This window comes from Rhizobium sp. WSM4643 (assembly GCF_025152745.1).
GTDB classification, from domain to species: Bacteria; Pseudomonadota; Alphaproteobacteria; order Rhizobiales; family Rhizobiaceae; genus Rhizobium; species Rhizobium leguminosarum_I.
Genome location: NZ_CP104040.1, coordinates 1,289,241 through 1,301,500, shown reverse-complemented (window position 1 = coordinate 1,301,500; position 12,260 = coordinate 1,289,241). Strand labels below are relative to the sequence as shown.

11 protein-coding genes are annotated in these 12,260 nt (G+C 61.1%); 9 read left to right on the top strand and 2 right to left on the bottom strand.

The window, feature by feature from the left end:
- Positions 1 to 65 precede the first annotated feature (65 nt).
- Both N1937_RS06670 and N1937_RS06665 read left to right on the top strand, forming a co-directional pair.
- Positions 66 to 992 carry a Gfo/Idh/MocA family protein gene (locus tag N1937_RS06670; RefSeq protein WP_222293294.1) on the top strand — a complete coding sequence of 309 codons (927 nt, stop codon included), beginning with the start codon at positions 66 to 68 and terminating at the stop codon, positions 990 to 992.
- 72 nt (positions 993 to 1,064) lie between these two features.
- Positions 1,065 to 1,562 carry a hypothetical protein gene (locus N1937_RS06665; RefSeq protein WP_026154093.1) on the top strand — a complete coding sequence of 166 codons (498 nt, stop codon included), beginning with the start codon at positions 1,065 to 1,067 and terminating at the stop codon, positions 1,560 to 1,562.
- A gap of 116 nt (positions 1,563 to 1,678) precedes the next feature.
- Here the strand turns inward: N1937_RS06665 and N1937_RS06660 are convergent, their stop codons facing one another.
- Together N1937_RS06660 and N1937_RS06655 are read right to left on the bottom strand one after the other, a co-directional pair.
- Positions 1,679 to 2,128 carry a DNA polymerase III subunit chi gene (locus N1937_RS06660; RefSeq protein ID WP_162118487.1) on the bottom strand — a complete coding sequence of 150 codons (450 nt, stop codon included), beginning with the start codon at positions 2,126 to 2,128 and terminating at the stop codon, positions 1,679 to 1,681.
- Positions 2,128 to 3,618 carry a leucyl aminopeptidase gene (locus N1937_RS06655; protein WP_260058000.1) on the bottom strand — a complete coding sequence of 497 codons (1,491 nt, stop codon included), beginning with the start codon at positions 3,616 to 3,618 and terminating at the stop codon, positions 2,128 to 2,130. Before N1937_RS06655 ends, N1937_RS06660 begins: the two co-directional genes overlap by 1 nt.
- A 144-nt stretch (positions 3,619 to 3,762) precedes the next feature.
- Here N1937_RS06655 and N1937_RS06650 point away from each other — a divergent pair, with 144 nt between their 5' ends.
- The 7 genes from N1937_RS06650 to rsmA all read left to right on the top strand — a co-directional run bounded on the left by N1937_RS06650 (position 3,763) and on the right by rsmA (position 12,221).
- Positions 3,763 to 4,536: a phosphatase PAP2 family protein gene (locus N1937_RS06650; RefSeq protein ID WP_162118489.1), complete on the top strand. Its 774-nt coding sequence runs from the start codon at positions 3,763 to 3,765 to the stop codon at positions 4,534 to 4,536.
- A 100-nt stretch (positions 4,537 to 4,636) separates the two neighbouring features.
- On the top strand, positions 4,637 to 5,818 hold the full coding sequence (gene lptF / locus N1937_RS06645; RefSeq protein WP_017963725.1) for an LPS export ABC transporter permease LptF: 1,182 nt from the start codon (positions 4,637 to 4,639) through the stop codon (positions 5,816 to 5,818).
- Complete coding sequence (gene lptG, locus N1937_RS06640) at positions 5,815 to 6,903, top strand: LPS export ABC transporter permease LptG (RefSeq protein ID WP_260057999.1); 1,089 nt, start codon at positions 5,815 to 5,817, stop codon at positions 6,901 to 6,903. The genes lptF and lptG overlap by 4 nt, the downstream gene beginning before the upstream one ends.
- Positions 6,903 to 9,230 (top strand): LPS-assembly protein LptD, encoded by a 2,328-nt coding sequence (locus N1937_RS06635; RefSeq protein ID WP_260057997.1) that lies wholly within the window; start codon positions 6,903 to 6,905, stop codon positions 9,228 to 9,230. Before lptG ends, N1937_RS06635 begins: the two co-directional genes overlap by 1 nt.
- A 184-nt stretch (positions 9,231 to 9,414) precedes the next feature.
- A complete protein-coding gene (locus N1937_RS06630; RefSeq protein WP_222293286.1) occupies positions 9,415 to 10,359 on the top strand; it encodes a peptidylprolyl isomerase in 945 nt (314 codons plus the stop codon).
- A gap of 6 nt (positions 10,360 to 10,365) precedes the next feature.
- Positions 10,366 to 11,394 (top strand): 4-hydroxythreonine-4-phosphate dehydrogenase PdxA, encoded by a 1,029-nt coding sequence (pdxA, locus tag N1937_RS06625; RefSeq protein ID WP_260057994.1) that lies wholly within the window; start codon positions 10,366 to 10,368, stop codon positions 11,392 to 11,394.
- Positions 11,394 to 12,221 (top strand): 16S rRNA (adenine(1518)-N(6)/adenine(1519)-N(6))-dimethyltransferase RsmA, encoded by an 828-nt coding sequence (gene rsmA, locus N1937_RS06620; protein WP_017963720.1) that lies wholly within the window; start codon positions 11,394 to 11,396, stop codon positions 12,219 to 12,221. The genes pdxA and rsmA overlap by 1 nt, the downstream gene beginning before the upstream one ends.
- Positions 12,222 to 12,260: the final 39 nt, after the last annotated feature.

The following is a 12,260-nucleotide window of genomic DNA, read 5'->3' as shown; positions in this document are numbered from 1 at the left end:
GCTCCTCTTTCTGATACAAACCAAGTCAATAATCATACTTTTCATACAGGCTCGAGCGAAACACCATGTCTCCAATCAACCTCGCCATCGTCGGCGTCGGCAAGATCGTCCGCGACCAGCACCTTCCCTCCATCGCCAAGAACCCGGATTTCAAACTCGTCGCCACGGCAAGCCGCCACGGCACGGTCGAAGGCGTCAAGAGTTATACGACGATCGAGGCGATGCTCGACGCCGAGCCCTCGATCGATGCCGTTTCGCTCTGCATGCCGCCGCAATATCGCTACGAGGCCGCCTATAAGGCGCTCGTCGCCGGCAAGCACGTCTTCCTGGAAAAGCCGCCTGGCGCGACGCTGAGCGAAGTGGCCGATCTCGAAGCACTGGCGAGCAAGCAGGGTGCGTCGCTCTTTGCCAGCTGGCATTCGCGCTATGCGCCGGCCGTCGAGGCCGCCAAGGCATTTCTTGCTTCGACGACGATCAAAAGCGCGCATGTGATCTGGAAGGAGGATGTCCGCCACTGGCATCCGAACCAGGATTGGATCTGGCAGGCCGGCGGCCTCGGTGTTTTCGATCCCGGTATCAACGCGCTGTCGATCGTCACCCATATCCTGCCGCGGCCGATCTTCATCACCGAGGCCGTGCTCGAATTTCCCGAGAATCGCGATGCGCCGATCGCGGCCGACATTCGCTTCCGCAATGCCGACGGCCTGCCGGTTCACGCCGAATTCGACTGGCGCCAGACCGGCAAGCAAAGCTGGGATATCGTCGCGGAGACGGCAGCCGGCCAGATGGTGCTCGCCGAGGGCGGCGCCAAGCTTCTGGTCGACGGCGCTCCGACATTCGCCGAGCCGGAGCAGGAATATCCCTCGCTCTACCGTCGATTCGCCGAAATCATCAAGGCCGGCAAATCGGATGTCGACCTCGCGCCGCTGCGCCACGTCGCCGATGCCTTCATGCTCGGCAAGCGGAAATTCGTCGACGCGTTCCACGACTGAGCGTCGCAATAACGTCATAGAAACCGGCAAGATTTGCCGGCCTATGGCAATTATGTTCGGGGGCAGCCGCTCATGAGCAACAAAATCCGCCGCAAGGGCCGATTTTTCCGCGTGTTGAAGATTGGCATCCTTGTGGTGCCGCTTCTCGGCCTTGCAGTATGTTCGAGCGAACTGGACGTCATGCCTCCTGATGCACCGGGCGTTTCCCGATCCGAGGAATATTCCTTCGGATCGGCGACCCAGGCTCAGGATTGGCAGGCCACCCGAAAAGTGCTGGGCCAACTGGAAGGGCGGTTCGGAGAGAAGTCCGTGCGGATACTGGCCCGCAATCTCGCCAGCACCACCGACCCGCAGACCATCAAGGCCTATTATGCCGACCGCCTTGTCCATCAAGCCGGCTGGGCGGAAATGCCGGTCAGCACCTTTGCCGACAAGGCGTGGGCCTTCGCTTTTGTCAGTCCGAATGGAAAGCGGGTTTTGGCAGTGGAAGCGCTTAATCCGTCGGAAGGTGCGGGAGGGATCGTCCCCCTCAACATCCTGACGAACCTCGACGAGGACAAAGGGTCGTAGATAACGGCGCCGGCGCGCGACAACGAAGCTGGAAGATTTCAAGCGGCATTCGAAGCGTTACGGCGTCCTGGCGCGTCTGAAAAGACGCGCCATGCTGTAGTGTCGTGGCAAAACGGTCAGGCCTTCTTCTCCCACCGCCCTTCTGACGTCTGCTGCCAATAGGTGAGGTTATGCCCCTCGCCTTTCAGCTTCTTCCACTGCGCACGGGCGGCTTCCAGCTGCTCCTGATCGTGACCGTCGAACATGAAGACGATGCGCTCATAGGCGTCGGCCGGCGGCGGCTCGGCGCCATCGACGATGAAACGCACGGTCGCTGCATTGGCATTGTCTGGCGTCACCGTCAAAAGCACCGGCTGGCTTTCGGCAAAATCGGCCTCGTCGGTACCATGCGGCAGGAAACTCTCCTCGCGGAAAGTCCAGAGATGCTGGTCGAGAGCATCGCGCCGCGCCGGCTCGCGCGTCTGGACGACAACGCGCCAGCCGCGCCCGACGCTTTTGTCGATGAGCGGCGGAAGCGCGTCCTCCAGCCTGGTTTCGGTCAGATGATAGAAGAGAACGTCCGTCATCAGGATTCATAATGGGCGCGAACGAACTCGTCGAGCAGGCGCACGCCGAAACCGGAACCCCAGGACTGGTTGATCTCGTCCTGCGGCGAGCCCATCGCCGTGCCGGCAATATCGAGATGCGCCCACGGCGTCTCCTGCACGAAGCGCTTGAGGAAATGCGCGGCCGTAATCGAGCCGGCCTGTCGGCCGCCGGTGTTCTTCATATCAGCGAATTTGCTGTCGATCAGCTTGTCGTAGTCCCTGCCGAGCGGCATCCGCCAGAGCTTCTCATTGCTCGAAAGGCCGGCGGCCGTCAGTTGGGCGGAAAGCTGGTCGTCATTGGAGAACAGGCCGGCATGCACATTGCCGAGCGCGACGACGATTGCCCCGGTCAGCGTGGCGAGATTGATCATGAACTGCGGCTTGAAGCGGTCGTTGCAATACCAGAGCGCATCGCAGAGCACGAGGCGGCCCTCGGCATCGGTGTTGATCACCTCGATCGTCTGGCCGGACATTGACGTAACGATGTCGCCCGGACGCTGGGCGTTACCGTCGGGCATGTTCTCGACCAGGCCGATGATGCCGACCGCGTTGACGGCGGCCTTGCGGGAGGCGAGCACATGCATGAGGCCGGTGACGGCTGCCGCACCGCCCATATCGCCCTTCATGTCCTCCATGCCTGCGGCCGGCTTGATCGAAATGCCGCCGGTATCGAAGACGACGCCCTTGCCGATGAAAGCCACGGGACGATCCTTGCCCTTGCCGCCGTTCCACTGCATGACCGCCAGGCGCGGCGGGCGCACGGAGCCTTGGGCGACGCCGAGAAGGGCGCCCATCCCAAGACGGCGCATCTCCCGCTCCGTCAGGATTTCCACTTCGACGCCGAGCTTTTCCAGTTCCTTCGCCTTGGCGGCGAATTCGACGGGGCCGAGCACGTTCGGCGGTTCGTTGACGAGGTCACGGGCGAGATTGACGCCGCCGGCAATCGCTTCGGAATCGGAAAACGCCTTCTTGGCACCGCCCGGATCGGCGGTGACGATTGTCACCTTGACGGATTTCGCCGGCTTCTCCTCCTCGTCGCCCTTCTTCGTCTTGTAGGTATCGAAGCTATAGGCGCGCAGCAGCATGCCGAGCGCGAAATCGGCGGCTGCCCGCGCGTTCGTCTCAAGCCCAGGCACGTCGATGAAGACAGCAGCCTTGTCGGTATTCTTGATTCTCGATGCCACAGCACCACCGGCCTTCAGCCAGTCATGGGCAGTGAGTTCGGCGGCCTTGCCAAGCCCGACGACCACGATGCGCTCGACGGGCGCGCCTTCGGGGGCAACGATATCGAGCGCGCCCATGGATTTCGCGGAGAACCGGGCGATCCTGGCAGCCTTGGCGATCACGCCTGCCGGATCGACCGCTTCGGCGCCGGCAGCGCCGTCGGCCTCCGCAGTCTTCAACAGGATCGCCAGGCCGCCATTGAGCTTTGCCGACTTCGAGAATGAAATTTCCAACTTTACTGACATGTCTTCTCCGCTGGGATTCTTTGAAATCCGTCCCTCGCGGATAATTTCGCGTTTGGCGGGTCTGTCAATGGCTTGCGACAATTGTTATGGTCGCCCGCGGCCATCATGGCCCTCATGTTTTCGTCAGTTTCGTAGATATTCGCGTTGACAGTTTTTTCGAAAAATCGATGGCCGGACCTGGCAATCCGCCTGCCGAAAACGACTTTCGGTGCCTTCATGCTGCTGTTTTGGACGTGGTGGGCGCTGCTTGTGGTGTTCCGCGCCTTCCCCGGAATAGACATCTATTTTTCCCAGCTTTTTTTCGTGGGTGCAGATTGCGACGCGACGGCCGCCACTGGGAGCATCTGCGGCGGCTTTCCCTATCGCGACGTCGCGACCTTCGACCTGCTGCGTACCGTCTTCTTCCGGCTGCCCTATGTGGTGGCGATCGTGATGCTGTGGAAACTCGTCGAATGCTACCAGCAGCACGGTGCGACCTTCAACGCCGAGCGGGCGCAAAAGCTCAAAGTCGCGCTCGGAACGCTGCTGATCGGGCCGGTGCTGCTCGTCAATGTCATCCTGAAGGAACATTGGGGCCGGCCGCGGCCGATACAGACGGACATATTCGGTGGTGCGCTGCATTTCGTCGAGGCCGGTTCGCTTGCCGGCAAATGCGTTTCGAACTGTTCGTTCATCTCGGGCGAGGCAGCAAGCGCCGGCTGGCTCATCTGCCTTCTGCTCTTCGTTCCGAAACGGCTGCGTTATGCGCTGGCGGCGCCTGTGGCGGCGATCTCGATCCTCACCCCGGCGATGCGGCTATCCTTCGGCGCGCACTACCTTTCCGACGTCGTTCTTGGATGGCTTTCGTCGCTTGTCGTCTTCGCCGCGTTGCTGGCGTTAACTGAGTCGCAACAGCATCAAAAAAATTCTGAAATTTGAATGAATTTTTGACACCAGCTTGTCGCAAAAGCGCGACAAAGAGCGTAGAGGGATTCTCCTGCAAAGCCGTTTGGGCGTGTAGGTGCTTTCAAGGGCAGGCATGAAACTACTCGAGACATACATATTGCGGCGCGTCGGCCAGATGTTTCTCGTGGCGCTCCTGCCCGTTCTGGCGATCATTTGGACGACACAGGTTCTGCAGCGCATCAATCTGGTCACCGACAGCGGCCAGTCGATCGGCTCGTTCGCCAAGCTGGCAACGATGATCCTGCCGTCGATCATCCCCGTCGTGCTGCCCTTCGCCCTCGTTATCGCGATCACCCAGACACTGACGACGATGAACAACGATTCCGAGCTCACCGTCATCGACGCGGCCGGGGCGCGGCGCAGCGTGCTGATCCGACCGATCCTGCTGCTTGCCGCCGTCATCAGCGCCCTTTCCTTCTTCGTCGACAACGTCGTCGAGCCGCGCGCAAAGACCGTCGTCCGCCAGATGATCGCCGAGACCTATGCTGACCTTCTCTCTTCGGTGATCGAGGAAAAGACCTTCCGCAAGCTTGATGAAGGCCTTTACGTGCAGATCTCGAAGCGGATGGCCGGCCGCATGCTGAAGGGCCTTTTTGTCGCCGACGAGCGCGACCCGGCCTACGAACTGATCTATTATGCGAAGGAAGGCGCCGTCGACGATACCGGCACGACGCTGATCATGCATGAGGGCGAAGTCCACCGCAAAACGCCCGATGGCAACGTCTCGGTCATCAATTTCGATTCCTATTCCTTCGACCTTTCGGACATGACGGAGAATCGCGGTCAGGCGACGCTGCGTGCCAGTGACCGCGACCTGTGGTTCCTGTTCAATCCAGATCCGGCCGACAAGGACTATACGATCCGGCCGCAGAGCTACCGCGCCGAACTGCACCGGCGGCTGACGGACTGGATCCTGCCCGTCGTCTTTGCGCTGTTTTCACTGGCGATCGCCGGCGATGCGCGCTCACACCGCGAAGCGCGGCTGCATCCGATGGTGAGCGCGCTTGCCTATGCCTTCGCGATGCGGTGGGCGGCCTTCTACGCGGCCAATCAGATCGACACCGACCCTGAATATATCGCCGTCCTCTACGCCATTCCGATCGTCAGCAGCGTCGTCTCGATCGCCTTCCTCGGCCTGCATAAGCGACTGGTCATGCCTTCGTTCATTCGGGACCGGATTTCGTCCTTCTGGAGAGGGATGCAGGAAAGGCTGCTTGCCGTGACCGGCAGGACCGGCGGGGGCGCTGCCCAATGATGTTCGGGACATTGTCGCGTTATTTCTTTCGCCGCTACCTGGTGACGACGGGCTGGTTCCTGATCGGCGTCTCGGCGATTTCCTTCCTCCTCGATTTCAGTGAGACGGCGGGCCGCATGTCCGGCCTTCCCGGCTACACGATCGGCGGCGGCGTCCTGATGACTGCGGTGCGCCTGCCGCTCATCCTGCAGCAGACAGTGCCGTTCATCGCTCTCTTCGTCGGCATGACGGTGCTGATCGGGCTCAACCGCAAATATGAACTCGTCGTCACGCGCGCAGCCGGCATTTCGGTCTGGCAGTTCATGTTCCCCTTCATCGCCGGCTCGCTGGCGCTCGGCCTGTTGACGATGGCGGCGTTGAACCCGCTTGCCGCCTGGGGACAGCGCCAGGCGCTGCTGGTCGAATCCGACTGGCGCGGCGAGAACGCGGTTTTGCGCAAGGCGCCGCAGATTCCGTGGCTGCGCCAGATCAGCGGCCGCGACGATGTCATCATCGGCGCGCATACGGTCCAGGAGAACGGAACCAAGCTGATCGACGCCGTGCTGATCCATTTCGATTCAAGTGGTCAGGTCATTCTGAGACAGGACGCCGCGACGGCAAAATTGGAAGATGGTTACTGGCAACTTAACAATGTTGTCGAGCGCAAGCCTGGCGAAATCCCCGTGCGCACAGCTTCGGTTCAACTTCGCACCAATCTGAAACAAGACTTCGTCCAGGAGCGGCTGACAGCGCCGGAAACAATTGGTTTCTTTGACCTTTCCAATCGGATCGCGGCGGCCAAATCCTTCGGCATCTCGACCAAGGCATTGGAGACTCAATTCAACTCCTTGTTGTCCCAGCCATTGCTGCTGGTAGCCATGACTTTCATTGCTGCAACAGTGTCCCTAAAATTTAGCCGGTTCAACCAATCCCGCTCCGTGATTCTGGGTGGCATCCTTTCGGGCTTCATGCTTTATGTCATCACCGTGCTTGTAAAGGCATTCGGAAGCAGTGGAGTCGTGCCCCCCTTCGTGGCGACGTGGATACCGGTGGTCGTCGCGCTGGCCTTGGGTGCGACTATTCTGCTTCATCAGGAGGACGGCTAGTGGCGGCAGGCGACCGCAAGTATTTTAGTAAACAGTTGGTTGCCCTGCTTGTCGGCGCGGCTTTATGTTCCTATTTCGGCAGCGCCCCGGCCTCTTTCGGCCAGGCCAGCGCGCCCGAACAAAATATAGAGAAGAAGATTCCCGAAGGGGCCAAGCTTCTGCTTTCGGCCAATGAACTGGTCTATAACCGTGACGCCGATCTGGTGTCGGCGGTCGGTGGCGTTCAGATCAATTATGCCGGCTACAAGATGGTCGCGCAGAAGGTCGAGTACAATCAGAAGACCGGCCGGATGATGGCGATCGGCAATATCGAGCTGGTCAGCCCCGACGGCAACCGTATCTATGCTGACAACCTTGACGTGACGGACAATTTCGCCGACGGGTTCATAAACTCGCTGCGGATCGAAACCGCCGACAATACGCGTATTGCCGCCGAAACCGGCGAGCGCGTCGGCGGCACCAAGATGATTCTCAACAAGGGCGTCTACACGGCCTGCCTTCCCTGCGCCGAAGATCCGAAGCGCGCCCCTTTCTGGCAGGTCAAGGCCCAGCGGGTGATCCAGAATGGCGAGACGCATACGATCCGTCTGGAGAGAGCGCGCTTCGAGTTGCTCGGCCATCCGATCGCCTTCCTGCCGTTCATCGAAGTTCCCGACAATACGGTGAAACGCAAGTCCGGCTTTCTGTTTCCGACGATGAGCCTGTCGCAGAATCTCGGCTTCGGTCTTTCCGTTCCCTATTACTATGTGATCTCGCCGAGCATGGATGCGACGGTCACCGCCACGGGCTACACCGCCCAGGGCTTCCTCATCGAGGGCGAATTTCGCCAACGCTTCGAAAATGGCACGCATATTCTGCGCGTCGCCGGCATCGACCAGGCAAAGCCGGGCAACTTCAGCTCCGGCACCAGCGACGCCGAAGCCGGCCAGCGTGGCATGGTGGCATCGAAGGCCGAATTCCGCATCAATCCGCGCTGGACGTTCGGCTGGGACGTCATGATGCAGAGCGACAACAATTTCTCGAAAACATATAAGCTGCGGGGCCTGGCCAGTACGGATCGGACCAATCAGATCTATTTGACGGGACTTGGGAAACGTAATTATTTCGACATGCGGGCGTTCTATTTCGACGTCCAGGATGCCGACCGGACGAACACAGCCGAAAAACAGCAGGCGATCGTCTATCCGTCGCTTGACTATCATTACGTGGCGCCGCAACCGCTTGCAGGCGGCGAGCTTTCGGCTGATGTCAACCTGACGAATATTTCGCGCACCCATGACGACTTCTATACCGTCGACGGCTTCGACCGCTTCCGCGGCCTGAAGGGACAAACCTCGCGGCTGACTGCCGAGCTGCAGTGGAAGCGCACTTATGTCACGCCGACCGGCCTGGTGATCACGCCACTGCTGGCCGCGCGCGGCGATGCCTTCGCGCTGAACATGGACGACCCCACAGGTTACGCCGGCAACTACGACGACGGCAATTCAGCCACCCGCTCGATGTTCACCGCCGGGCTGGAGATGCGTTATCCGATCCTGATGACGACGGACAATAGCACCCATATCCTCGAGCCGATCGCACAGATCTATGCCCGCCCCGACGAGCAGTTGGCAGGCCGCCTGCCGAATGAGGACGCGCAGAGCTTCGTCTTCGACGCCACCTCGCTGTTCGACCGCGACAAGTTCTCGGGCTACGACCGCGTCGAAGGGGGGACCCGCGCCAATCTCGGCATCCAGTACACCGGTTCATTCGACAGCGGCTACAAGCTGCATGGCATCTTCGGCCAATCCTATCAGATCGCCGGCCAGAACTCGTTTGCGACCGATGACCTCGTCAATGTCGGTGCGGATTCAGGCCTTGAAACCGACCGCTCCGATTATGTCGGCCTTGGCGGCGTCGAGACACCGTACGGCGTTTCCGTCGCAGCCTCCTACCGGCTCGACGAAAAAGATTTCGAATTTCGCCGCGGCGATCTGACGACGGCCTACCAGAACGACACCTTCGCGACGCAACTGACCTACACCCATCTCAGCGCCCAGCCGGCATATGGCTTTGCCGAGGACAATGACGAGATCCAGACCAACAGCCGCGTCAAATTCAAGGATTACTGGTCGATCTTCGGCGGCATTGCCTGGGATCTGAACAACGATGTGATCAGCCGGCGGACGATCGGCCTCTCTTATGACGACGAGTGCACGATCTTCACGATCGCCTATACGGACAGCAGAGATTCCGAAGACGAGTCGGGAAGCGACTGGACGATCGGCGCACGGCTGACCTTCCGCACGCTCGGCGACATCAAGATCGGTTCCGACACCCTCGAATGACGGGCGATCGGCGCAAACAGAGCCTGAAGCCATTCTTTCGCCGTAAGCCTGTGCAGGACATTGCCGCCAGTCGGTATCTGAGGCATAGGGGTTTCGCGCCGTGAGGGAAGCGATTTCTGCGTGTCTCGTACTGTGGTAAGAACGCCGCGAACAACGGCTCGCGACGCTATCGGGAGGTCAACAGATGATTGACGCGAAAAAAGCCATAACCAAGTTCCTCGCCGGGGCAGCGCTTGCGTTGCTGACAGGCCTTGCCGGACCAGCGCTCGCGGTCAGTGAAGTCAAGGCCGTGGTCAACGGCACCGCCATCACCAGCGGCGATGTCGCCAAGCGCCAAGCCTTCCTGCGCCTGCAGCATACGAAGGCCGACGCCAAGACCGCCGAGGAGCAATTGATCGACGAGGCGCTCAAGCGGCAGGAAGTCTCCCGCGTTCATATGTCGGTGTCGCAGCAGGACGTCGATGCCTCTTTCGCGCGCTTTTCAAGCGGCAATAAGCTTTCCCCCGAGCAGATGTCGCAGATCCTCGATCGCGCCGGCGTCGGCGTCGACCATTTCAAGGGTTTCATCGCCGTGCAGATGAGCTGGCCGCGTGTCGTCAACGCCCGCTACGGCTCGACCTCGCGGCTGTCTAACTATGATCTCGTGTCGCGCATGATGCAAAACAACAAGCAGAAGCCGGTGACGACGGAATATATGCTGCAGCAGATCATCTTCGTCATTCCGCAAGCCAAGCGCGGGGCCATCACCGGCAAGCGCAAGAGCGAGGCCGAGGCGTCGCGCTCCAAATTTCCGGGCTGCGATCAGGCAAAGGTGTTTGCTGCGACGATGCGCGACGTTTCGGTGCGCGATCTCGGCCGCATGCTCGCCCCCGAAATCCCGCCGGATTGGAAGCCGCTGGTCGAGCAGACCAAGGGCAACACGACAGGGACCCGCGTTACCGACAAGGGTGTCGAATATCTGGCAATCTGCAGCCAGCGGCAGGTCTCCGACGACCAGGCAGCCGAAATGGTCTTCCGCCAGGAAGATCTCGACAAGTCCAAGGGCGGCAAGGACGCCAGCCCGGAAAACGAAAACAGCAAGAAATACCTGGATGAACTGCGCAAAAAGGCGCAGATCGCCTATCGCTGACCGACAATGGCGATACCGTTTTCTCGACCGCTTGCGCTGAGCCAGGGCGACCCCGCCGGCATCGGGCCGGACATTACTCTGATGGCCTGGCTCCGGCGGCGTGAACTCGGGCTGCCGCCCTTCCTCCTGATTGGCGATCCCGATGTCTTGGCGCTGAGAGCCCGGGAGCTTAATCTGGCGGTGTCGATCCGCGAGACCGATAGCGCCAGCGAGGCTGCTGGCATGTTTGCTGACGCACTGCCGGTCATGACCATACCGGCCGGCATCGAGGTCGTGGCTGGCGAGCCGCATGCGGCAACGGCGAAAGGTACGATCATGGCGATCGAAAAAGCCGTGTCGCTTGTCATCAACGGCGAGGCGCTCGCGGTCGTTACCAACCCGATCGCCAAGGCCGTACTCTACGAGGCGGGTTTCCGGTTTCCCGGCCATACCGAATTTCTCGCCGATCTCGCCGCCAGGGCGACCGGCCGGCCGGTGACACCTGTCATGATGCTGTCCGGACCGAAACTCAGGGCCATTCCCGTCACCATCCACATTCCGGTCCGGGATGTGCCGCAGGCGCTGACGGGCGAACTGATCATGGAAACCTGCCGGATCGCTCATGAAGACCTGAGGCATCGCTTCGGCATCGAGGCGCCGCGGCTTGCCGTTGCCGGCCTCAACCCGCATGCGGGTGAAGGCGGGGCGATCGGCAAGGAGGACGAGGACGTCATCCGACCGGCGATCGAGCGCCTGCGCGACGAGGGCGTCAATGCGATCGGCCCCCTGCCCGCCGACACGATGTTTCATGACGAGGCGCGGGCGCGATACGACGTCGCCGTCTGCATGTATCATGATCAGGCATTGATCCCAGCCAAGGCACTCGGTTTCGACGACAGCGTCAACGTGACGCTCGGGCTTCCCTTCGTGCGCACCTCGCCGGATCACGGCACCGCTTTCGGCATCGCCGGCAAGGGACTGGCGCGCGAGCAGAGCCTCGTTGCAGCGCTGAAGCTCGCCGCCCAGCTCGGGCGCAGTGCGGAAAGCCGCCGCTGATGGCAGCACTCGATGGCCTGCCGCCGCTTCGTGACGTCATCCAGCGTCACGGCCTCGATGCGCGCAAGGCGCTCGGGCAGAATTTCCTGCTCGACCTCAACCTCACCCAGAAAATCGCCCGCACAGCGGGGGCACTCGATGACGCGACCGTTTTCGAGGTCGGCCCCGGCCCCGGCGGACTGACGCGCGCGATCCTGGCGCTCGGCGCCAGGAAGGTTGTCGCCATCGAGCGGGATACACGCTGCCTGCCGGCGCTGGCCGAGATCGCCGATCATTATCCCGGCAGGCTGGAAGTGATCGAAGGCGATGCGCTGAAGACGGATTTCGAGACATTGGCGCCGGAAGGCCCGATCAGGATCATTGCCAACCTCCCCTACAATGTCGGCACGCAGCTCTTGGTCAACTGGTTGCTGCCGAAAGCCTGGCCGCCGTTCTGGCAGTCGCTGACGCTGATGTTTCAGAAGGAGGTCGGCGAACGCATCGTCGCCAACGAAGACGACGACCATTACGGCCGTCTCGGCGTGCTCTGCGGTTGGCGAACGGAGGCACGCATGGCTTTCGATGTGCCGCCACAAGCCTTCACACCGCCGCCGAAAGTGACGTCGACGGTCGTGCATCTGGTCCCCCGCGAAAACCCCATCCCCTGCGCTGTCGCCAATCTGGAAAAAGTGACGCAGGCCGCTTTCGGCCAGCGTCGCAAGATGCTGCGCCAAAGCCTGAAACCGCTCGGCGGCGAGAGCCTGCTCGTCAAGGCCGGGATTGACCCGGCGCGACGGGCTGAGACCCTTTCCGTCGAGGAATTCTGCCTGTTGGCGAACTGCCTTTAGAGCCTTTCCGGGTTAGATCCAGGATGACGTCATCCGAAA